Consider the following 21,562-nt stretch of genomic DNA (forward strand, 5'->3'; position numbering starts at 1 on the left):
GTTTTTATGTCAATTACTTTAAGCAACAAGGAAAGAACTTTGCTGGAAGATCAAAAAACCCACGAACAAATATGCATAGAAAAGTATACCAATTATTCAAATCAGACACAGGATCCCCAGCTAAAAAAAATATTTACGGACAATGCCAATGCTGAAAGGGAACACCTGAACAGTATAAATTCTCTTTTGAGCGGGCAGATACCAAATGTGAGTGGAGGTTCCAGCACAGCACAACAGCCAGCACAGCTGCCTCTGGCAGGTACTGCATCTGCAGGCCTTCAGCCCCAGCCGGGTGCTGCAGGGCCAAATGATGCGGATTTCTGCAAGGATATGCTTATGACGGAAAAATACGTATCGGGAGCTTATGATACCACAATATTTGAATTCAGGGATAAAAATGCAAGGGATGTTCTGAATCACATACAGAAGGAAGAACAGCAGCACGGTGAATCCATATACAACTATATGGCCAGCAAGGGATTGTATAAAGTGCAGTAAAAGTCTGAACTCAAAATTGACTGTCGCATTAGCATATTTTTTATGCTAATGCGACAGCATTTTGTATATTGGTGTATTTATTGAAGATTTATTCCCATGGACATAAACAGCCTGATCTGGGCTATTTCGCTGCTTGAGAGTCTGTCTAGCTGATAGGATCTGGCATTTCCTGTCTTTGTCCATACAGCAAAGTGTTCGCAGTTATTTTGAAGAAGATTGTAGCTTTTTTCACCAAGTCTTGATTTTGCCCTTCTTACTGTCTCATAGGAATTGAATTTAGCTCCATTTCCAAGGTCCAGTACAAAATACTTTCCCTTTTTGAAATATGGATATAGGCTGGTTTCCTGTATTTCAGTATCAGACACCTTTCCGTTGCTGCTGCAGTAGTGAATAATCCTGTTGTTTCCAACATAAACTCCATAGTGGTCGTATTTGTAGCCCATATAAACATCGGATGTGCCTACTATATCCCCATATCGGGGTGTTCTTTTTACCTTCTTTGGCAGAGGTGCATCCTCGTTCTTGACTTTGAATTTCACTATTTTATCTTTGTCCATACTGCCATTTTTGAAGTGGAGGTTGTGTGAAATGGTGATGTAATACAGGTTGTCATGTGTAAAGCCATTTACAGGTGGATTTATCAATATGTCTTTTTTGCCGGTATCCAAAAATGCATATACCTTGATGGGCTGTCCATTACTGTTTTTTACGGATATACTTTTCCTCGAGGTAGAATCCCAGACTATTTCCCCGTGCATTGAAATCTTGATCTGGCTGTATCGGTCCTCGACACTGAAGTTGTTTCTAGCGAAATATATCCTGTAGCTGGAATATGCTGCTATAATTACAGCAATCAGTATCAGTATTTTTAAAAGTTTATTCTTTTTCATAAAAGCACCCTTACAATGTATTATTTTTTCTAGGGAACCATCCTCTGGCGACTCTTTTTTTCTGTTTGAATACCTCGGATATACTCCATAGTGATGTAAAACCAAGTATTCCAAGAAAACCAGACAACAATATATTTTTTACCATAAAGGAGACTATTATACCTGCTGTTCCTACCACAAAGAACAGTACCCATATTTTCACTCCGAAATGGTATTCACCTTTTATTACGGCTATATGACCTATTGCTGTTAGCACAAGAACTGACAGACCCATCAGAATTCCATAATTATTCATATTTTTGTAGCTCCTTGTATTGATTATATTATTATTATATCATTTAATTGAATTAATGTATCGGGGGTGTGGAATATGACAATATTATACATAATGCTGGATATGATTTTGGTCATAATAGCAGCTGCTGTAATTTTTTTAATGCTTCCCGTAAAATATTCTGTGGATGTTTTAATGGAGGACAGACATGTGAGCTTCAATTTCAAAGTTGCGCTTATCTTCAATATGATTTTACTGGAAGGCGGTGGCTGCGGTAAAGACATTGAAATAAACATCAAAATATTCTTTTTCAAAAAGAAGTTGAACCTCAAGACTAAAAAAACTAGAAATACCAATAGAAAATTCAACTTCACCATACATGATCTGCTTACAAATATAAAGGAATATAAAAATCATTTTCACAAGATATTGGACAAGCTTAGGCCGGAATACTTTAAATTGGAGGGAAAGTATGGCTTCAGCGATCCGTCATGTACCGGAATGCTTGCAGGGCTTATTTATATGGTCAGGCCATTTTTCAAATTTTCCTGTATTGATATTAAGCCGGATTTTTTGGAGGAAGAACTGTATATAAGTATGGGCATTTGTGGTAAAATAAGACCTGTAGTCATTATTAATTTTGGAGGTGTGTCATGGATATTAAAGAAAATGCAGAGGCGCTTTTTTCAAAGCTTGAAAACTTCTTTAAAACAGAAACCGTCGTAGGAAAACCTATAAAGATAGATGATGAAATAACACTTGTTCCATTTATAACTGTAACCTTTGGATGTGGTACGGGTACGGGAGAAGGAACCGATCCCGGCAAGAAACAGTCAGGAGAAGGGGGAGGTCTGGGTGCAGGTGCCAGAATAACTCCAGATGCGGTACTTGTAATAAAAGGTGAAATGGTGCAGATGATTCCCATAAGAAACAAGGGTAATCTTGACAAGCTCGTGGAACTTGTTCCCGGAATAATTGAAAAGCTTGACAAGGGAATAAAGGAACATAAGGCAAAAAAAGAGGCGAAATAAGTTTTGTGAACCTATTTCAGCTTTGTATAATGTGTAAGGTGCTTTCAACTTTGGAAAGCACCTTTTGTTTTGTGGGCTATGTTGAAAAGTTATTAAAGGTTTTCATTAATGAAATCAAAAATAGTGTATTTATTTTATTAGTGAAATATAATCGATTAACTGTAGTTTTATTTTATATGTCTATATTCAATTTATATAGCTACTTTTAGGAGCTTGATTCAAAATCCAGCTGTAATATTATTTTTTGGCATGATACTTGCTCATAAAATATAAACGTTAACACGATTTTGAAATTGGAGGTATAAAAATGTTAAAAGGTATAATTACACCAATGATTACTATTCTTAACAAGGAGAGGAGGATTGATTTTGAAGGAAATAAAAAAATGATTGAAACTCTGATAGAAGGAGGAGTAAACGGAATTCTATTTATGGGCAGTATAGGTGAATTCTTTGCCATGAAAATGGAGGAAAGAAAGGAATTCATCAGTTTTGCAGTAAAAACCGTAAATAAAAGGATCCCTGTCCTTATAGGGACTGGAGGAACTTCAGTAGATGAAGTTATTGAACTTACAAAGTTTGCCGAAACAGAAAAAGCTGATGCAGCTGTCATAATTTCTCCCTATTATTTTAAACTTAATGACGAGACTATTTACAACTACTACAGTGATATTGCTAAAAATACAAAATTACCTGTTTTTATATACAACTTCCCGGAAAGGACAGCTGTAAATATAAATCCTAAACTTGTTCTAAAATTAGCTAGTGAATTTTCCAATATAGTTGGTATAAAGGATACGGTAGATGGCATGAGCCATACCAGGGAACTTATCGATATAGTAAAAGGTGAAATCCCGGATTTTGCTGTATTTTCCGGATTTGATGAATATCTAATACCTAATTTGCTGTCAGGGGGAAATGGACTTATAGCAGGGCTTACAAACGTTTTCCCAAAATTGTTTACAGATGCGTATAAAGCGTTTACTAGAGGAGATTTTCAGGAAATAAATAAATTTCAGAAGAAAGTAAACAGACTTATGTCTGTATATTCCGCAGCACCGCATTTTATTACTACTATAAAGACTATAAAAGCTCTGCAGGGTCTTGATATAGTTCCTATGCCTAAAAAGCCATATGGTCTTTTGGATAATGACAGTATAGAAAAAGTCAAGAAAATTATTGAGGAGTGAGTAATATGAAAATAATGAAAACTGTTCAAAAAGTTCCTGGTGGAATGATGGTAGTTCCACTGCTCATAGGTGCATTAATAAATACTTTTGCACCAAATGCCCTTAAAATAGGATCTTTTACTACGGCACTCTTTTCTAATGCTGCTGTTGCTACAGTAGTTGGCATGCAGATATTTTTTATAGGTACCAATTTAAAAATCAAGGAAGTGCCTGAAGCTATGAGGAGAGGGGCAATCTTATTGATAGCCAAGTATGCTGCCGGTGCGCTTCTTGGTATAGCAGTGAGTAAAATATTTGGGAGGGCTGGTTTTATGGGAGTGTCGGCTCTTGCAATAATCAGTTCCGTTACGGGGGCCAATGGAAGCCTGTACCTTTCTTTGATGGGTGAATATGGGGACTCCAAAGATGCAGCAGCTATGGGAATTATGAACATACATGATGGACCTTTTCTTGCACTGCTTACATTGGGAGCCTCCGGGCTTGCCAATATTCCACTGATATCGCTTTTTGCTGCTGTAGTACCTCTGATAGTAGGTTTTATTTTAGGAAATCTTGATGTTGATGTTAGGAAGTTCTTTTCTGCAGGTGTTGGCATGGTAATACCATTTATAGGTTTTTCAATTGGTGCAGGTATAAATTTTGGAAATATAGTAAAAGCTGGCTTAAGTGGTATTTTGCTGGCTGCAATGGTATTTTTCATTGGAGGCGGAGTAGCATTATTTGCCGATAAGTTTATAGCAAAAAGACCTGGATATGCAGGGGCGGCTATAGCAAGTGCGGCAGGTAATACAATAGCGACACCGGCTGCAGTAGCATTGATTGATCCTACATGGAAGCCATTTGTTGCATCTGCCACTACACAAATTGCAGCTGCAGTTGTAATAACAGCTATAGTAGTTCCGCCATTTGTTGACTTTATAGCAAAAAAATATGGCTGTCCTAAATTTGACAGGGAAAATGCGGAAGAGCTGAAAACGACATAATAAGTAGTATTTAGAATAATTTTAATAAATTGAATATTTTAAATTTATAAAAGAAAGAGGGAGATTTAAATGGCAAAAGTAAAGGCAATTGTAATTAAGGCTATTGACAATGTAGCTACAGCAACTAGCGAAATTCTGCCTGGAACAGATATAGTTTTAAAGATCAACAATGATGATTTGAAGTTACATGTACTGGAAAAGATACCTTTCGGACATAAACTTGCAATTAGGAATATTGATGAAGATGAAAAAATAATCAAATATGGAGAGGCCATTGGAGTAGCTTCAGAAAATATTAAACAAGGAGAGCATGTTCATGTTCACAATCTCAAGCCTATTCGCGGCCGTGGAGATTTGAATCAAAAATAAAAAAATTTATATTTATTGGAGGATATAATTATGGAATTTATGGGATATCGCCGACCTGATGGATCAGCCGGCATTCGTAATCATGTTTTGATTTTGCCTACAGTAGTTTGTGCTAATCGTGTGGCAAGAGGAATTGCAGATAATGTTTCAGGAACAGTATGGATTGAACATCAGCATGGATGTTCTGAACTTGCACCAGATGCAGAACAGACAGGAAGAGTATTTATAGGACATGGGATAAACCCTAATGTCTATGGTGTAGTTGTGGTTGGTCTTGGATGTGAAGTTGTGAGAGCACAGGACATAGCCAAGGAAATAAAAAAACAATGTCCATATAAGCCGGTACACTGTGTTATAATTCAGGATGCAGGTGGCTCATACAAGGCAATAGCAGATGGTTCAAGTGCAGCAAACAAGATGATGGAGGCTGCAACAAAGTTAAAACGTGAGCCAATTGATATGTCTGAGCTTATTCTTGGAACAGAATGTGGTGGTTCGGATGCATGCTCGGGAATTTCAGGTAATCCAGCTTTAGGAGAAGCCAGTGATATACTGATAGATGCTGGAGGAACTTCAATTCTGGCTGAGACTCCAGAATTAATTGGAGCCGAACATATAATTGCGGCAAGAGCTGTAAATGAAGAAGTTTCCAGGAAATGTTTTGAAAAGGTTAAAATGTGTGAAGATTCTGCTAAAGCTTTAAATGTTGATATGAGAGGTGGAAACCCGTCGCCGGGAAATATTGAAGGAGGGCTGTCTTCTATTGAGGAAAAATCACTTGGATGTGTTCATAAAGCAGGTACCAAACCTCTAGTTGATGTAATTGACTATGCTGAAAAGATAACTGAAAAAGGACTTGTATATATGGATACTCCGGGTAATGATATTGAGCAGCTATCTGGTATGGCGGCAGGCGGATGTCAGGTATGTGTGTTTACAACTGGAAGAGGTACACCTACAGGTTCAGCTATTGTACCTACTATAAAAGTTTCAACTAATTCTGAGATATTTGAAAAAATGAGGGATAATATAGACCTAAATGCAGGTACTATAATTGATGGCGATGAAACAGTTGAGGATGTAGGAAAAAGGATAATAGAAGAGATAATTGATGTAGCTTCTGGAAAACTTACAAAAGCTGAAATTCTCGGGGAAAATGATTTCGGAATTTGGCGTATAGGACCTACTATGTAGTCCTATATATTTGTCAGAAATAGGAATTGCTGTAGATTTAGATAAAATTCCTATTTCTGTATCAAGAAATCATGATATTCTTTGCAGCGTATAGTAATATAATTAAATAGAGCACTAATATTAATTAGGTGGTGAGTTTAATATGAATAACAATATATTATTGGTTGCACCTTATCATGGGCTTGAAATCTTAGCAAGGAAGTTCAATGAAAAATCTAAAGTTAAGTTATCTATCATAGAAGGAAATATGAATCAGAGTATTGATGAAGTAAACTATGCCGTAAAAAATGGTATAAGGATTGTGCTTAGCAGGTGGGGTACATCAAACTATTTGAAAGGCAAAGTTGATGTGCCAGTAATTGACATATCTGCAACGCCTGTTGATGTATTGAAGGCTGTGAATAAAATAATCATTGAGGGCTACAAAAAGGTTGCTATTGTCAATGTATCAAATATCATCGGTAAAAGTGAAAGACAGTATCTCAATAAAATTTTGGGTATAAATTTGCAATTTTCAGTGTGCCATGGAGTAAATGATGTCAGAATGAAAGTGAAGTATCTTGCAGAAAAAGAGCACATAGATGCTATAATTGGTGATGTAACCGCAGTATATGAAGCTAGAAAAGCAGGAATATATGCAGAACTGCTTGAATCTGGAGAAGAATCTATTGTGAATGCATTGTCATTATGTACCAATATACTGAATTATGATTTTATTAGCAGGTATAGGAATGAACAGATAAGAATTTTGTTGAACAGAGCTGAAGAAGGGATTGTCCTCAAAGATAAAACCGGTAATTTATTGTTTAACTCCAACATAGAAAGATTATTTAGATATTATAATACAGATATTAGCAAGGAAAATCTATATAAAATTTTAAATGGCAGTAGATATGAAGAAATTCCAGTAAACGTGGACAAAAAATATGTTGGAAGTGTATTTTTAATAAATCAAAAAAGTGCCAATGCAGTGACAAAGAATAATTTAGAATTCAGAGCCAAGTATAAACTCACTGATATCATAGGCCAGGATGATATAAAAACAAAAGCAGCTAAATTTGCAAAATCAAATGAAACTGTAATTATTTACGGAGAAACTGGTACGGGAAAAGAATTATTTGCCCAGAGTATTCATAATGAAAGTAAAAGATCAGGTGGGCCTTTCATATCTGTTAATTGTGCGGCTCTAAGTGAATCATTAATTGAGAGTGAATTATTTGGATATGAAGACGGTGCATTTACAGGAGCTGTGAAGGGAGGGAAAAAAGGATTATTTGAATTGGCAAATAACGGTACCCTATTTCTTGATGAAATTGGGGAAGTTTCCTTGAATTTTCAAAGAAAACTATTGAGGGTGCTTCAGGAAAATGAAATCAGGAGAGTTGGAGGAAATAGGAATATTCCGGTGAATGTGCGCATTATATGTGCAACAAATAAGAATTTGAAAGAAGAATGTAGAAAAAATAATTTTAGATATGATTTGTATTACAGAATAAATGTCCTTGAATTGAAACTGCAACCTCTCAGATTCAGGAAAAAAGATATAATACCTCTGTTTGAAAGATTTATAGACAAGCAATGTATTATTGAAGGTAAGAAACTTAACTGGAATAATGATAAAATATTTTTACCACTTTTGAAATATAGTTGGTATGGTAACGTGAGAGAACTACAGAACTTTGCTAAATTTGTTGTAGCCTGTTCAGAAGGTACCGAATTAAATGAGCAAATTATTTCTAATATGCTTGAGTCAAGAAATTTGGAAAACAGTGATGAAATAAATATTAGATTTTCTTATGATTTAAAAGAGATGGAAAGTGAAATATTTAATACTCTGTTAGATAGATACAATGGTGATAAAGATAAATTATGCCTGGATTTTAATATTAGTAGAACAACTTTGTGGAGAAAATTAAATTCCATGTAATCGATAGCAATCGAAAAAGTACTAAGATATATAGGGCTTTTCGGTAAAATTGCAAGATTAGTTATTATGAAAGGATGATGGAGATGGGAAATAAAATAAATTCACTTATAATAAGTGAAAAGGACAGTGTTGCAGTTGCCCTAGAAGAACTTAATAAAGACGATGTCACGAGCTATAAATCAGGCGATAAAGTTGTAAGTGTAACTATATTACAGCATGTTCCTATATATCATAAATTTTCTATTAAGAATGTAAAAGAAGGGGAGCTTGTATATAAATATGGGCAGGTGATTGGAAAGGCTACCCAGAATATAAAAAAAGGTCAGCATGTACATTCTCAAAACTTAGTAAGTATACGTGAATTTATTGAAGATTAAGGAAGGGAGATTTTACTATGAATTTTTTAGGATACAGAAGACCAGATGGAAAGGTTGGAATTAGAAATCATATTCTAATACTTCCTACCTGTTCCTGCTCCAGTGAAACTGCAAGGGCAATTTCAAATCAGGTTGAAGGTACTACCAGCATAATAAACCAGAATGGATGTGCACAGGTTAAAGGTGATCTTAAGATTACTATGGACATACTTTCTGGACTTGCAGCAAATCCAAATGTTTATGGTACCGTACTTGTAGGACTTGGATGTGAAAACGCACAGCCTAGAGATATGTATGAACTTATAAAGTCAAAGACAAATAAACCGCTTGAAATGGTTATAATACAGGAAGAAGGTGGAACTCTTGCTACTATAAAAAGAGGTGCGGAATATGCAAGAAGGATGAGAATGGAAGCGTCAATGAAGCAAAGAGAAAAAGTTCCACTGTCAGAACTGATTGTTGCCACTAACTGTGGAGGTTCAGATCTTACATCAGGACTTGCTTCAAATCCTGTGCTCGGAAATGCAACTGACAGGCTAGTTGATCTGGGTTCAACCTCTATATTATGTGAAACGACAGAGTTTATAGGAGCAGAGCATATTCTTGCAGAAAGGGCAGCTACTTCTAAAGTAAAGGACAGGATATACGAAATTATAAAAAGATATGAGGAGCATTTAAAAAATGTTGGAGAAAATCTTAGAAATGGGAACCCCTCACCTGGAAACAAGGCTGGAGGAATAACTACCCTTGAAGAAAAGTCACTTGGATGTATACACAAGGGTGGACATAGACCTATTGAGGAAGTTACAGACTATGGTGTCGGTCCAAGCAAAAAAGGACTTGTCATAATGGATACCCCAGGATATGATATAGCTTCTGTAACAGGGCTTGTTGCAGGAGGTGCACAAATAGTTGTGTTTACTACAGGGAGGGGAACTCCGACAGGAAATGGACTTGTACCTGTTCTTAAAATGACAGCAAACAAGATAACGTTCAATAAGATGAGAGAAAATATAGATTTTGATGCAAGTCCTATAATTAAAGGGACAAAATCCATAGAAGAAATGGGAAAAGAACTGTTAAATGAGATAGTAGCTGTTGCAAATGGAAAGGTTGTAAAGGCTGAAGCCTTTGGTTTCAATGACATTGCAATAAGTAGACTGTGCAATTATGTATAAACTTATTATAACAAGGGGATGATTATATGAAATTTGTAACTTTTAGTTTCAACAACCAGCAAAAACTTGGTATGTATGATTTGAATATGAAAAGTGTAGTTGATATTGGCAATCTGAAGAACCTTGAAGGACATTATGATAGCATGGTTGAGCTTATCAAAAAACTTAGGGAGGATGATATAGCAAGACTTCAAAAAATATGTAGAGAACCAGAAAATTATAAGCAGTATCATCTGTCAGATATCAAGCTGTGTACTCCTATAGAAAAATTTGACAATGATATAATATGCCTTGGACTTAATTATAAGGAACATGTAGAAGAAACTTCTAGAAGTTTCAAAGATAGTTCTATAAAAGTTCCTGAAGCTCCTGTGTATTTTTCGAAAAGGGCAAATAAACCTATAGGTCCGGATGATTTTATAGACAGCCACCCGGATGTTACTGGTCAATTGGATTATGAGGTTGAATTGGCTGTTATAATAGGTAAAGAAGGATCAAATATACCTAAAGATAAGGTGGAAGAGTATATATTTGGCTATACAATTATGAATGATGTCAGTGCAAGAGATATACAGCAGAAGCATGTTCAATGGTACATGGGAAAGAGCTTGGACACGTTTACTGCATTTGGACCATGTGTAGTTTATAAGGATGAAATAAAGTTTCCCGTAGAATTGAATCTTTGTAGCAGAATAAATGGTGAACTCAGACAGAATTCAAATACGAAAAATTTCATATTTGACATTTCAGCTATAATTCATGAACTTTCTTCAGGTATGACACTGAGAGCTGGGGATGTTATAGCTACAGGAACTCCATCGGGAGTCGGGATGGGATTCAACCCTCCTAGATTCTTGAAAAAAGGTGATACTGTAGAGTGTGAGATTGAGAACATAGGTGTTCTCAGAAACAGGGTTGTTTAATAATAATTAATCTTAATAAAGAGGTGTAATCATGGAAAATTTTACATTCAAAAATGCTACCGAGATAATTTTTGGCAGAAACACTGAAAATCTTGTAGGCAAAAAAGTACGGGAATATACAGACAAAGTGCTTTTCTGCTATGGTGGAGGCAGTATAAAGAGATCCGGCCTTTATGAAAGGGTTGTGAATTCTCTCAGGGAAAATGAAATCGAATTTATAGAACTTCCGGGAATAAAACCCAATCCCCGTCTGAGCCTTGTAAGAGATGGAATAAGGTTGTGCAGGGAAAATGATATAAAATTTGTTCTGGCAGTAGGCGGCGGAAGTGTAGTTGATACTGCAAAGGCCATCTCGGTAGGAGTTCCATATAAGAGGGATGTGTGGAACTTCTACATTGGAAAGGCAATTGTAAAGGAGTCACTTCCTGTAGGGGTTATAATAACTCTTCCTGCAACGGGAAGTGAAGCCAGCAACAGCTCGGTCATTACGAATGAGGATGGATGGTTCAAGAAAGGGCTCAATTCCGAATATATAAGGCCGGCTTTTTCAATTATGAATCCCGAGCTTACATTTACACTGCCGGCCTACCAGACGGCCTGCGGGGCTGCCGACATCATGGCTCACGTAATGGAGAGATATTTTACAAATGTGAAACATGTGGATTTTACGGACAGGCTTTGTGAAGCAGCGCTCAGGACGGTGATAAACAATGCGGAAATTGTACTGAAGGAACCGGAGAATTATGATGCAAGGGCGGAGATAATGTGGACCGGGACCATTGCACACAATGATCTTTTAAGTACTGGGAGAATAGGGGACTGGGGCTCCCACAAGATAGAGCATGAGCTTAGCGGATTATATGATATTTCCCATGGAGCAGGACTTTCAATCATATTTCCAGCATGGATGAAATATGTCTACAAACAAGACCTAAACAGATTCGTGCAGTTTGCAGTCAGAGTGTGGGATGTGGATCTGGCCTATGATTCCTATGATAAAATTGCGCTTGAGGGCATAAACAGGATGACAAAGTTTTTCAGTAAAATGGGACTTCCAGTTACATTGAAGGAGGCAAAAATTGGATATGACAGGTTTGAAGAAATGGCAGATAAATGTACTGTTGAAGACAACATTACTGTAGGACAGTTTGTTAAATTGAAGAAGCAGGACGTCATGAACATACTTGAACTTGCAGAATGAATTTGCAGCAGGGACTTGTCTTAAGAGAGAACCTTCTCAAAACATGTATTTTGGGAGGGTTTCTTTTTTTGAAAAAGTTTCTTCCTATATTGTCCCAAAGTGCATATATGTTATGTGAAAGGAGATGATAGTATGGCTGCTCAATCAACAAAACTGCAGACCTCGCTTGTAATCAAATATCAGGATGGGGTGGACGAAGATGGGAAGGACGTAGTTAAGTCACAGAAATTTTCCAAAGTAAAGGTTATGGCTACAGATGACGAAATCTACAATACCTCAATGGAAATAGGAAAACTCATTGGTAAAACTCTGGACGAGATAATAAAAATAGACCAGAACAACATAACTGGTTAAAAAGGGGGATATTTAGATGGAAAGGTCACTTGTAATGAATTTCTTGAATGAAGGTGGACAGAAAACTTCTCTGAGGGTCTCAAATGTGAAGGAGGCCCTCACTGAAGCCGAGGTCAAGACTGCCATGGAGGCTGTAGTTGAAAACAATATATTTGAGTACAAGGGTGGAGATCTGAAGACCATAGATTCGGCGCATATTCTGGAAAATGAGACAGTTGAACTGAATGTGAAGTAGCAGCTCCGTCTAGTGAAAGTTATCCAAATGCCCATTTGCCTTTTTGCAGATGGGCATTTATAATACATATATATGGGAGGTAGTGTATGAATAGAAAAAAGATGATTTTGAATATCGTACTTGGTGCTGCAATTGTATCTTCTTCGGTTGCTGCGGTACCCCAAAAGGCATTTGCAGCAATTTCAAGATTCGGAGGAGCGGACAGGTATGAGACATCCGTTGAAGTTTCAAAAGGTGGATGGAAAAATGGTGCCGATCATGTAATACTTGCAGGTGGGGAAGGTTATGCGGATGCTCTCTGTGCCGCACCACTTGCGAAAAAATATGATGCCCCGATATTTCTTACAGATGGCAAAGTCCTTAATGAAAAAGTAAAGGCTCGCATATCCGAGTTGGGTGCCAGTCATGTAACAATTATAGGGGGAAGTGGGTCGGTTTCAGATTCTATACAGGAAGAACTGGAGTCCATGAATATTGAGGTTGATCGTATATGGGGATCGAATAGATATGAAACTTCAGTTGCAGTAGCAAAAAAGCTTGAGAACTCAGGCAGCGTAGTTTTAACTTCAGGATTGGGTTATGCGGATGCCCTTTCAATAGCACCTTTGGCTGCAAGTCAGGGAATGCCAATACTTCTTACAGCTAGGGATTCTGTTCCGGAAAATGTTAAAAATTATATAGATGATATAAAAGATGGTATAACAAATACCTATGTTGTAGGGGGAAACGGGATTATAACGGATGCTTCTGTTGCTTCACTGCCTAAAGAGACGAGAATAGGTGGAAGTGACAGGTATGAAACAAATGTGGATGTTATGGATTACTTCAAGGGAAGAATTGATTTCAGTGATATATATGTAGTCAAGGGAAATGGACCTAATGGTGACGAATTCGCAGATGCTCTCTCGGCTTCTTCACTTGCTGCAAAAACATCTTCGCCAGTTGTGCTTACAGACAATATTCTGCCAAAGTGCACGGAAGACTTTATCAAAGAGGATGTAGATGATAATAAAAATGTCATTGCAATAGGTGGACAGGGTGCTGTCCCTGATGATCTTCTAAGTTATGTACAGTTTGTATCAAAAATTGATGAATTTAGATCAATACCGGGCGAACTAAAATCCATAGCTGATTCTGTGGAAAATGAGGATGAGAAAAATGTACTTCTGCATTTGTCCTCAATTATAGAAAAAGCAGTAAACTCCGGTGACTTTGGGACTGATTTTGAAACTGATATGGCTGATGCTGAAGAACTTCTCGGAAATCTAACCGACAGTGAACAGGTGGATCTATATAATAGAATCTCAGCCGATAAAGAACTGATGCAGAAGCTTCAGGATTTGAACAGCAGCGGTTTCAGCGAATAAATAATGAAATAAAATTATTGGAATCTAGGAGCTGAATATGAAAAAAACCAAATTGCGAACAGGGAAAATAGTATTATTAATAGTTGTTTTGATTATAGCAGCGGCAGTATTTTTTTCACTTATATTCTGGAATTCTTCTTATGATGTCAAGAAATATAAGGTTTCATCGGAAGTATTTGCTAAAATAATCAAAATACAAAAAGATGGTGGAACCATAAAGTTTAATTCAGAAGAAGTAAATGAACTCATATCTTCATTTGAGGGAAATCAGAAAACTTCTGGAGGTATTACGGTCAGGGGTGTAAATGCAGATATTACGGATAATACACTGAAATTCTACATACCGGTAACTTACAGAAAGTTCAATTTTCTCATGACCTCTGAAGGTAGAGTGTATTTGAAAAATCAAAGAATAATATATGATCCCTCATATTTTAAGGTTGGGAAGGTAAATATACCTGAGAAGTATGTGCTTGGAAGGCTTTCAGAAAAGTTGAATGGCAAATTGAAAGTCGAGGGAAATGTCATAAGCATGCCTTCCAACATGATTCCAGTAAAGGTGGAAAGTATCGGAGTTCAGAATAAAATGCTTTTCATAAATGCAGCCAAAGGTGATATGAGTATTGAACAGAAGTTGAAATGGTTCAGAAATACGCTCAAGGATACGCTAAATTCTTCTGAAAATACAGGGCAGGATCAGGCGGGTTCTACTGGGAACGCTGGTACCAAGTCGGCAAGTACGGCATCAGAAAATGAGAAGAAAGTTATATCAGAGATAATATCTGCTATAAACAGTCATGATGAGACTATGCTTGTTTCTGCACAGGCTGACTATGAGAGGCTTTCACCTGAAGGTAAAAAACGCGTAAAAGCTGCTGTAACGTCGAGTCTTGATGAAGATACACTGAAAGAAATTCAGGAAAAGCTCAATTGAGCAAATTATGAAGCTGGCTCGACTTTAGTTGTATGGAAGCCAAATAGACAGAGTGAAGTTTGGGGGAAAAAATGCTTGGAACAATAGTTAATTCATTGACCATAATAGGAGGATGCCTGATAGGTCTTGTTGTAAAGGAAAGATTGACAGAAAAAATCAGTAAAACTATAATGAGCGGATTGGGTTTATGTGTATTATACATAGGTATATCCGGGGTACTTAAAGGTCAGGATACTTTGCAGATAATAATCTGTATGGCAGTAGGTGCATTTATAGGTGAGATAATTGATATTGATATGAGTTTAAATAATCTGGGTAAATTCATAGAAAAGAAAATAAATAATACAGGAAAAAGTAACTCAGGTGAAAGAATTCCCATATCGGAGGGTTTTGTAACAGCGAGTCTGTTATTCTGTGTTGGGGCAATGGCGGTAGTTGGGTCACTGCAGAGCGGACTGCAGGGGAACAACAGTACATTATTTGCAAAATCCATATTAGATGGAGTATCTTCAATAATATTTGCTTCGTCTTTAGGAATAGGAGTAATACTTTCTTCAATAGCAGTGTTTATATACCAGGGAAGTATAACACTACTTGCAGGAGGACTTTCAACAGTACTTACTTCAGAAGTGATTTCAAATATGTCAGCAGTCGGAAGCCTTTTAATTCTGGGACTTGGACTTAATATGCTGGGAGTAACTAGAATAAAGGTCGCAAATTTGCTTCCTGCCATATTTTTACCGATTATATATGGAACTTTAAAAACTATCCTGGGAAATTGATTATATTAGATTTATAAAAACTGTTTTAAATTGCAAGTGTACCAAAATAGCCGCGTGTTTTGTTACTCCTGAGTATTGATATCAAATCAGTTCAAAGGAAACTAAAACATGCGGTTATTTCTATCTGCACCTATTTTGTGATCTGAGTTTTCTGATGCTCTCAAAAAACTTAAAAGAATTTGAAGAAGACTCCCTTGTTATTCGTCATAAATACAATGAAATTCCACCAAAAGTAGAATATGAATTATCAAAGCTTAGTCAAAGACTTATAATTGTTTTAAAGGCTTTGGATAAATGGGGGAGCGAAGTTTATAAATATAAAAAAACATCCATATAACATACAACTACCGTTGATTATATAATAAAATATAATTGCTTCGGGATAATTTATCATTCAACTGCGAATGAGCACAGTCTGCAAAGAAATAATTTTAACTCCAGCGTGGGAGAATTGTTCTAGGACTTATTTTTTCTTCTTTTTAATGGACATATTACTACAACAAAGGGCTATTGCAATGCAAATAATTAAAGCTATAATACTTCCAGTTGACCATCCACCGAAATTCATCTTCCAGTCCTCCAATTATAAAATTTTTGTCTACATTAGGTATAGTATCATAGATTCTAACTATAAGTCTATATTGTAGAATTATTTATGTTTACTTTTTTTACTTGACTGTATTGAATTTATATAGTATTATTTGAAGCATAAGTCTAATATATAATAGACTGTTTAATAATTTAATTGCTATGATGAGAAGAGTAGGCTGCACAATGCTACGAGAGAGAATTCCCCCTGGGTGTAAGGAAATTTTAGCTAAAATGTAGTCGAATTGCATCTTTGAGCACTGAGTTGAATCCTAGTAGATTTCAGCGTGTACGTACGTTAGAACGTTGAGGTATGATTGTACCAATAATTAGTTTTTACATATGAACTGTATTTGTGTAATTTATACAGTTTAATATGCGATAAACAGAGTGGAACCGTGAAAGTGACCTTTTGCCTCTGTATAGAGACGGAAGGTTTTATATATTTTTATATAATTTTGATTATAATTCTTAGTTGACCAGATATACTGGAGACTAGGTAAGCAGAAAGTTGATGCTTGCTTGGTCTTTTTTTGTATTTAAATTATGAAGAAAGGGTGATAAAATGTCAAAAAAAACAATAAATCTTAACTTGACGCAAGTAGAAAACAGGGAGACTAGATTAGGGACCATAACTGCCTGGGATGGTTCGGCAACTGAGTTGTGGAAGGAATCAAACTATGAATTGAGAAGTCAGAGGAAACATGATGGCTGCAAAAAACAGAAAGTTTGTCGATTGTGTGAATTAAATTCACCGATAAATCAACAGACAATGTGTGCTAATGCCATTGTTGAATGCCAGATAGGGAATATTACAGACTGTGTACTTATTCAGCATGCTCCAGTTGGTTGCTCGGCAGATAATGCCTGGTTTAATCTTGCCTTTAACATGGGACTTGGAAGAAGGAACAAGCCGCCACAGAATTTACAGATTTATAGCACAAATCTTTTAGAAAATGATATGGTTTTTGGTGCTTCAGATAAACTAAAACAGACAATACGGGATGCAAAGGAACGTTTTAATCCCAGAGCAATTTTTATTTCAATGTCGTGTGCTACGGCTATTATAGGTGAAGATATAGATAGTGTTGCACAAGAGATGGAAAAAGAAATTGGAATAACAGTTATTCCATTGCATTGCGAAGGCTTTCGCTCAAAACACTGGAGCACTGGATTTGATATTTCACAGCATGGAGTTTTACGTCAAATAGTAAAGCGCAAACCTGAAAAACAGAAGGATTTAATTAATATTGTGGCTTTGTGGGGAACTGATTATTTTACAGAAATATTAAAACCTCTTGGCTTGAAAGTAAATTATATGATAGACATGGCAAGCTATGATGAACTTGCTCAGGCATCGGAAGCTGTGGCTACAGCAACTTTTTGTCACACACTTGGTTCTTATATGGCTACAGCACTTGAGGAACATTTTGGTGTTCCGCAGATTGACGCACCTCAGCCTTATGGAATTTCAGGTACGGATGCATGGTTGAGGGCAATCGGTAAAGTTGTTGGGAAGGAAAAGGAAACCGAAGAATACATAAAAAGCGAGCATGAAAGAGTACTTCCCAAAATTAAGGAACTGCGAGAAAAGTTTAAAGGAATTAAAGGGTTTGTCATGACAGGTTCATCTTATGCACATAGTCTTATTTCAGTTCTGCGTGAATTGGGAATAGGTGTTGATGGTTCTGTGGTATTCCACCATGACCCTGTTTATGACGGTGGACATGAGAATCAGGATACGCTTAGAGAGCTTATCGGCACTTATGGAGATATCCCTAATTTTACAGTAAGTAAAACACAGGCATTCCAATTAAATGCCCTATTTAAACGGGTGAAGACAGATTTTGTAATAATTAGACATCAGGGACTTGCACCTGAGGCGGCAAAACTCGGTATCCCATCTTTGGCCATGGGTGATGAGCATTTTCCTGTTGGTTATGATGGAATAATTCGAACGGGTGAGGTTTTGCTGGATATTCTTGCAAGAAAGAAGTTTAATGAGGTTCTTTCTAGACACGTTAAAAGTCCGTATAATGAATGGTGGCTTAGCCAAAATGATCCATTTTTGCTTGCAAAACATCCTGAAGTGCTTGATGAAAGAGTAAAACTTGTGTAAAAACATATGAGGAGGATTAGAATGTCTGAAACTAAGATAGAGAAAAAAAGCAGTACAATAGTACATCCACATTATGCTTGTGCAGTAGGCGGCGCATATACTGCAGTAGCAATTAAGAATGGTGTTCCAATTACAAACTGTGGACCGGGGTGTATGTACAAGCAATACTTTTTTATGGGATTTGAAAATGGCTTTCAAGGTTCTACCAGTACCGGCGGAGGTAATGTTCCCAGTGTAAATGTAGGTGAAAATGATATAGTATTCGGAGGTGAAAAAAAGCTTGATAATTTAATAAAATCAGTTTTAGCAATTTATAATGGTGAATTGTTCGTGGTAGCTACAGGCTGTACTGGAGAACTTATAGGAGATGATGTCGGAGCAGTTGTAAAGAAATATCGTGAGGCGGGTTATCCTATAGTGTATGCAGATACAGCTGGTTTCAAAGGTTCAAACCTTATAGGTCATGAAATTGTTGTGAAAGCAATTATAGATCAATTTGTTGGAGATTATGAAGGGGAAAAGAAAAAAGGATTAATCAATTTGTGGTTTGAGACACCTTTTTTTAATACAAATTGGCGTGGAGACTATTTGGAAATTGTAAGGATTTTAAAGAATATAGGTTTTGAAGTAAATGTACTCTTTGGACCACAAAGTGGTGGGGCAAAAGAATGGAAGGAAATTCCCAAAGCACAATTTAATCTTGTAATATCACCCTGGGTAGGAGTAAATATTGCGAAACACCTGGAAAAAAAATATAATCAGCCTTATTTGCATATTCCTGTAATACCTGTTGGTGAGGAAGCTACTACAGCTTTTATAAGACAATTAGTTGAATATACAGGAATCGATGCTGGAAAAGCAGAAGCGTTTATTGAAGAAGAGACAGAATTGTATTATTACTTTTTAGATTCTTTTTCACATTTTTTCTCAGAGTATTGGTATGGCCTGCCCTCCCGATTTGCTGTTGTAGGCGACAGTGCTTATACGCTTGCCTATACAAAATTTCTATCAGATCAGATGGGGCTTATACCTGTAAAGCAGATTATTACAGATAATCCACCGGAGCAATTCAGAGAGAAAATAAGCAAGGAATTTAGGAATCTGTCTGAAGGTGTGTCTGTGGAAGTAGAATATATTGAAGATGGTTATCTTGCAGAAAAATCACTTGCAGAAGCTGATTTCGGTTCAGGAGTTCCATTGATATTGGGTTCAACATGGGAATCCGATGTAGCACGACAAAAAAATGCATTGCTAATAGAAATAAATTCACCTTCTTCCGAGACAGTAGTGCTGAACAGATGTCATATAGGATATAGAGGTGCTCTGCAGTTGATAGAGAGAATTTATACATCAACTGTAGGCGGAAAGTAAGAAGAATATATATTTACCGTTATAATTTTTATGTTATTGTGGTATAATATTAGTAATAAGAAGGGTGGATTATGAATTTAGTCTGCTTAATTAAATTTATATGCTTGAATAATAGATAGATCTTCCAAGGGACTATCTATTATTTTTTAAAAATATTGTTATTTATATTGACTATTAATAGACAATAGGTGTATTGTATAATTAACTTAAGAATAGAGATAATAAAAGCAGGATGCTGGTAACATCCTGTAGTATACAACTCAGTTGCTCGACCAACTGATAAAGCTTAAACTATAAAAAGTAGCCATACCAATTGAGACGGGTGGGCTACTTCTTTATGTTATTTATAAGCACGATAATTAAATTTATCAAAGCTATCAAAAACGATAGAGCAGCAAAAACTACTATAAACATTTCGTACATATGTATCACCTCCCTTCTTAAAGGGATGGCAATACCAGCTGCCCACACGCAACTTATTGAATTGTACATTTCATATTATATCATAGAATGTGAGTGCTGAAAATATATAGGTGGGTGGTGAAACGCCGATACCTACCACTATTAAAAACTTTCGGGACAATTATAAAATAAAAAAGAACCTACCATCCTGTAAGTCCTTTGATTTCAACATTTATGGCAGGGGTAGAAGGCTTCGAACCCTCAACCAATGGTTTTGGAGACCACTACTCTACCAATTGAGCTATACCCCTATAATATAAATATCTATCGACAGAAGTTATTATATTACATAAAGGTGTACTCGTCAAGTTCTAGTTGTTGTTTTTTGGCTCATATACTTTTCTGAGGCTTTCCATGTTGTATTTAATAGTATCTTCATAGGTTTCCCGTCCGTCAAACATATGTATTTTGGCAGTCTTAATATGAGAATTTTTTATTACATCGTAATTGCTTTTCAACTCAGAATCATTGGTATACAGAAGAACTGTAGAGCTGTCCAATTTGTCCTGTAAAGATTTACGGTCTACAGGATCTACTGGGAGAATATTCCCCATGGAGGAATTTATATTCATGAGTTTCAGTCTATTGTAATTCGTAAAATATGCTAGATTTTCATTTAATGTTATAAAATTGTACTCCTTCAAATTTTCATTTATGTCGTTTATATCCTTTTCATAATCCTGAATTTTTTTTAGTTCGTCTGAGAAGTTCTTTTCATAAAAGGATCTATTTTGTGGATCTTTGTCCTCTACTGCGTTTTTTATATTGACAAGTATGACCTTGTAATTGTCAAGATTCATAAAATAATAAGGATTTTGATTTACTGTAATATTGCCGTATTTTAAAGGTTTGTCATAGGATAAAAGTTTTGCACCTCTTGAAGAATTTATTATTCCAACCTTGTTTTTGTCAAGTTTTTGTGTGAAACTATCTATCCATGGCTCAAATCCAGCACCCACATATATAAATAGATCTTCTCTGGAAATATTATTTAAACTGTCATATGTAAATTTAAAATTAATTTCACTTTCTCTATTTTTAAACATATAGTTTACTCTGTGCTTGTCTTTTACAATGGTTTTTACAATTGTATACAGTAGTTTGTCGGTAGTCATTATATCCAACTTTACGCTGGAATCCTTTGGCGCTTTATATGTAGGAATATCGCTGCTGGTCTTTGAATTACTGCAGGCGGTAAGAAATAACAATGTAATAATTAATACGATCAAAACCTTCTTCAAAATTTTCACCTCTATACGGCTTTATAAGATTCTGTAATAAGTATATTTTACATAATGTGTTTTAACAATGCAAAC

The 21,562-nt window shown here is 36.1% G+C and carries 23 protein-coding genes and 1 tRNA gene; 20 read left to right on the forward strand and 4 right to left on the reverse strand.

The features are described from left to right. The first annotated feature begins 6 nt into the window (after nucleotides 1–6). On the forward strand, nucleotides 7–498 hold the full coding sequence (locus LKE46_RS17380) for a spore coat protein (protein WP_291725388.1): 492 nt from the start codon (nucleotides 7–9) through the stop codon (nucleotides 496–498). A gap of 77 nt (nucleotides 499–575) precedes the next feature. Here the strand turns inward: LKE46_RS17380 and LKE46_RS17385 are convergent, their stop codons facing one another. Both LKE46_RS17385 and LKE46_RS17390 read right to left on the reverse strand, forming a co-directional pair. After that, nucleotides 576–1,388, reverse strand: coding sequence for a lecithin retinol acyltransferase family protein (locus tag LKE46_RS17385; protein ID WP_291725390.1), 813 nt, complete (start codon nucleotides 1,386–1,388; stop codon nucleotides 576–578). A 10-nt stretch (nucleotides 1,389–1,398) separates the two neighbouring features. Further along, on the reverse strand, nucleotides 1,399–1,683 hold the full coding sequence (locus LKE46_RS17390; protein ID WP_291725392.1) for a DUF4491 family protein: 285 nt from the start codon (nucleotides 1,681–1,683) through the stop codon (nucleotides 1,399–1,401). 75 nt (nucleotides 1,684–1,758) lie between these two features. Between LKE46_RS17390 and LKE46_RS17395 the strand changes: the two genes are divergently transcribed. The 19 genes from LKE46_RS17395 (at nucleotide 1,759) to LKE46_RS17485 (ending at nucleotide 19,784) form a co-directional block, all read left to right on the forward strand. Then, the gene (locus LKE46_RS17395) at nucleotides 1,759–2,388 is read left to right on the forward strand and encodes a DUF2953 domain-containing protein (RefSeq protein WP_291725394.1); all 630 of its coding nucleotides are present in this window, start codon (nucleotides 1,759–1,761) and stop codon (nucleotides 2,386–2,388) included. Beyond that, nucleotides 2,316–2,693, forward strand: coding sequence for a GerW family sporulation protein (locus tag LKE46_RS17400; protein ID WP_291725396.1), 378 nt, complete (start codon nucleotides 2,316–2,318; stop codon nucleotides 2,691–2,693). Before LKE46_RS17395 ends, LKE46_RS17400 begins: the two co-directional genes overlap by 73 nt. Nucleotides 2,694–3,000: 307 nt before the next feature. Further along, the gene (gene dapA, locus LKE46_RS17405; RefSeq protein ID WP_291725398.1) at nucleotides 3,001–3,882 is read left to right on the forward strand and encodes a 4-hydroxy-tetrahydrodipicolinate synthase; all 882 of its coding nucleotides are present in this window, start codon (nucleotides 3,001–3,003) and stop codon (nucleotides 3,880–3,882) included. A 5-nt stretch (nucleotides 3,883–3,887) separates the two neighbouring features. Continuing rightward, a complete protein-coding gene (locus LKE46_RS17410) occupies nucleotides 3,888–4,865 on the forward strand; it encodes a 2-keto-3-deoxygluconate permease (protein WP_291725400.1) in 978 nt (325 codons plus the stop codon). Between the two features lie 69 nt (nucleotides 4,866–4,934). Further along, on the forward strand, nucleotides 4,935–5,234 hold the full coding sequence (locus tag LKE46_RS17415) for a UxaA family hydrolase (RefSeq protein ID WP_291725402.1): 300 nt from the start codon (nucleotides 4,935–4,937) through the stop codon (nucleotides 5,232–5,234). Between the two features lie 30 nt (nucleotides 5,235–5,264). Then, complete coding sequence (locus LKE46_RS17420) at nucleotides 5,265–6,428, forward strand: UxaA family hydrolase (RefSeq protein WP_291725404.1); 1,164 nt, start codon at nucleotides 5,265–5,267, stop codon at nucleotides 6,426–6,428. 142 nt (nucleotides 6,429–6,570) lie between these two features. After that, nucleotides 6,571–8,355, forward strand: coding sequence for a sigma 54-interacting transcriptional regulator (locus tag LKE46_RS17425; protein WP_291725406.1), 1,785 nt, complete (start codon nucleotides 6,571–6,573; stop codon nucleotides 8,353–8,355). A gap of 83 nt (nucleotides 8,356–8,438) precedes the next feature. Next, nucleotides 8,439–8,732, forward strand: a complete 294-nt coding sequence (locus LKE46_RS17430) for a UxaA family hydrolase (protein ID WP_291725408.1) — start codon at nucleotides 8,439–8,441, stop codon at nucleotides 8,730–8,732. A gap of 17 nt (nucleotides 8,733–8,749) precedes the next feature. Beyond that, entirely contained in the window at nucleotides 8,750–9,910 is a 1,161-nt protein-coding gene (locus LKE46_RS17435; RefSeq protein WP_291725410.1) for a UxaA family hydrolase, read from the forward strand. 26 nt (nucleotides 9,911–9,936) lie between these two features. Further along, nucleotides 9,937–10,833, forward strand: a complete 897-nt coding sequence (locus tag LKE46_RS17440) for a fumarylacetoacetate hydrolase family protein (RefSeq protein ID WP_291725412.1) — start codon at nucleotides 9,937–9,939, stop codon at nucleotides 10,831–10,833. Nucleotides 10,834–10,864: 31 nt separating this feature from the next. Next, the gene (locus tag LKE46_RS17445; protein ID WP_291725414.1) at nucleotides 10,865–12,034 is read left to right on the forward strand and encodes an iron-containing alcohol dehydrogenase; all 1,170 of its coding nucleotides are present in this window, start codon (nucleotides 10,865–10,867) and stop codon (nucleotides 12,032–12,034) included. Between the two features lie 132 nt (nucleotides 12,035–12,166). Next, a complete protein-coding gene (locus LKE46_RS17450) occupies nucleotides 12,167–12,388 on the forward strand; it encodes a DUF1659 domain-containing protein (RefSeq protein ID WP_291725416.1) in 222 nt (73 codons plus the stop codon). Nucleotides 12,389–12,404: 16 nt separating this feature from the next. After that, nucleotides 12,405–12,623 (forward strand): DUF2922 domain-containing protein, encoded by a 219-nt coding sequence (locus LKE46_RS17455; protein ID WP_291725418.1) that lies wholly within the window; start codon nucleotides 12,405–12,407, stop codon nucleotides 12,621–12,623. A gap of 86 nt (nucleotides 12,624–12,709) precedes the next feature. Further along, a complete protein-coding gene (locus LKE46_RS17460) occupies nucleotides 12,710–13,990 on the forward strand; it encodes a cell wall-binding repeat-containing protein (protein ID WP_291725420.1) in 1,281 nt (426 codons plus the stop codon). 37 nt (nucleotides 13,991–14,027) lie between these two features. After that, complete coding sequence (locus LKE46_RS17465) at nucleotides 14,028–14,924, forward strand: hypothetical protein (protein ID WP_291725422.1); 897 nt, start codon at nucleotides 14,028–14,030, stop codon at nucleotides 14,922–14,924. A 71-nt stretch (nucleotides 14,925–14,995) separates the two neighbouring features. After that, the gene (locus tag LKE46_RS17470; RefSeq protein ID WP_291725424.1) at nucleotides 14,996–15,706 is read left to right on the forward strand and encodes a DUF554 domain-containing protein; all 711 of its coding nucleotides are present in this window, start codon (nucleotides 14,996–14,998) and stop codon (nucleotides 15,704–15,706) included. Between the two features lie 154 nt (nucleotides 15,707–15,860). Continuing rightward, the gene (locus tag LKE46_RS17475; RefSeq protein WP_291725426.1) at nucleotides 15,861–16,043 is read left to right on the forward strand and encodes a winged helix-turn-helix transcriptional regulator; all 183 of its coding nucleotides are present in this window, start codon (nucleotides 15,861–15,863) and stop codon (nucleotides 16,041–16,043) included. A gap of 816 nt (nucleotides 16,044–16,859) precedes the next feature. Continuing rightward, nucleotides 16,860–18,413, forward strand: a complete 1,554-nt coding sequence (locus LKE46_RS17480; protein ID WP_291725428.1) for a nitrogenase component 1 — start codon at nucleotides 16,860–16,862, stop codon at nucleotides 18,411–18,413. Between the two features lie 21 nt (nucleotides 18,414–18,434). Continuing rightward, on the forward strand, nucleotides 18,435–19,784 hold the full coding sequence (locus tag LKE46_RS17485) for a nitrogenase component 1 (protein ID WP_291725429.1): 1,350 nt from the start codon (nucleotides 18,435–18,437) through the stop codon (nucleotides 19,782–19,784). Between the two features lie 637 nt (nucleotides 19,785–20,421). On the opposite strand, the gene LKE46_RS17490 is transcribed toward LKE46_RS17485, so the two are convergent. Together LKE46_RS17490 and LKE46_RS17495 are read right to left on the reverse strand one after the other, a co-directional pair. Then, nucleotides 20,422–20,497: transfer RNA gene (locus LKE46_RS17490), tRNA-Trp, on the reverse strand. Between the two features lie 60 nt (nucleotides 20,498–20,557). Further along, the gene (locus LKE46_RS17495) at nucleotides 20,558–21,487 is read right to left on the reverse strand and encodes a metal ABC transporter substrate-binding protein (protein ID WP_291725431.1); all 930 of its coding nucleotides are present in this window, start codon (nucleotides 21,485–21,487) and stop codon (nucleotides 20,558–20,560) included. Nucleotides 21,488–21,562: the final 75 nt, after the last annotated feature.

The organism is Clostridium sp. (assembly GCF_022482905.1).
GTDB lineage: Bacteria > Bacillota > Clostridia > Clostridiales > Clostridiaceae > Clostridium_B.

Coding starts and splice junctions, on each gene's coding strand:
- LKE46_RS17380 (WP_291725388.1), top strand. CDS start 7: ATGTCAATTACTTTAAGCAACAAGGAAAGAACTTTGCTGGAAGATCAA.
- LKE46_RS17385 (WP_291725390.1), bottom strand. CDS start 1,388: ATGAAAAAGAATAAACTTTTAAAAATACTGATACTGATTGCTGTAATT.
- LKE46_RS17390 (WP_291725392.1), bottom strand. CDS start 1,683: ATGAATAATTATGGAATTCTGATGGGTCTGTCAGTTCTTGTGCTAACA.
- LKE46_RS17395 (WP_291725394.1), top strand. CDS start 1,759: ATGACAATATTATACATAATGCTGGATATGATTTTGGTCATAATAGCA.
- LKE46_RS17400 (WP_291725396.1), top strand. CDS start 2,316: ATGGATATTAAAGAAAATGCAGAGGCGCTTTTTTCAAAGCTTGAAAAC.
- dapA (WP_291725398.1), top strand. CDS start 3,001: ATGTTAAAAGGTATAATTACACCAATGATTACTATTCTTAACAAGGAG.
- LKE46_RS17410 (WP_291725400.1), top strand. CDS start 3,888: ATGAAAATAATGAAAACTGTTCAAAAAGTTCCTGGTGGAATGATGGTA.
- LKE46_RS17415 (WP_291725402.1), top strand. CDS start 4,935: ATGGCAAAAGTAAAGGCAATTGTAATTAAGGCTATTGACAATGTAGCT.
- LKE46_RS17420 (WP_291725404.1), top strand. CDS start 5,265: ATGGAATTTATGGGATATCGCCGACCTGATGGATCAGCCGGCATTCGT.
- LKE46_RS17425 (WP_291725406.1), top strand. CDS start 6,571: ATGAATAACAATATATTATTGGTTGCACCTTATCATGGGCTTGAAATC.
- LKE46_RS17430 (WP_291725408.1), top strand. CDS start 8,439: ATGGGAAATAAAATAAATTCACTTATAATAAGTGAAAAGGACAGTGTT.
- LKE46_RS17435 (WP_291725410.1), top strand. CDS start 8,750: ATGAATTTTTTAGGATACAGAAGACCAGATGGAAAGGTTGGAATTAGA.
- LKE46_RS17440 (WP_291725412.1), top strand. CDS start 9,937: ATGAAATTTGTAACTTTTAGTTTCAACAACCAGCAAAAACTTGGTATG.
- LKE46_RS17445 (WP_291725414.1), top strand. CDS start 10,865: ATGGAAAATTTTACATTCAAAAATGCTACCGAGATAATTTTTGGCAGA.
- LKE46_RS17450 (WP_291725416.1), top strand. CDS start 12,167: ATGGCTGCTCAATCAACAAAACTGCAGACCTCGCTTGTAATCAAATAT.
- LKE46_RS17455 (WP_291725418.1), top strand. CDS start 12,405: ATGGAAAGGTCACTTGTAATGAATTTCTTGAATGAAGGTGGACAGAAA.
- LKE46_RS17460 (WP_291725420.1), top strand. CDS start 12,710: ATGAATAGAAAAAAGATGATTTTGAATATCGTACTTGGTGCTGCAATT.
- LKE46_RS17465 (WP_291725422.1), top strand. CDS start 14,028: ATGAAAAAAACCAAATTGCGAACAGGGAAAATAGTATTATTAATAGTT.
- LKE46_RS17470 (WP_291725424.1), top strand. CDS start 14,996: ATGCTTGGAACAATAGTTAATTCATTGACCATAATAGGAGGATGCCTG.
- LKE46_RS17475 (WP_291725426.1), top strand. CDS start 15,861: ATGCTCTCAAAAAACTTAAAAGAATTTGAAGAAGACTCCCTTGTTATT.
- LKE46_RS17480 (WP_291725428.1), top strand. CDS start 16,860: ATGTCAAAAAAAACAATAAATCTTAACTTGACGCAAGTAGAAAACAGG.
- LKE46_RS17485 (WP_291725429.1), top strand. CDS start 18,435: ATGTCTGAAACTAAGATAGAGAAAAAAAGCAGTACAATAGTACATCCA.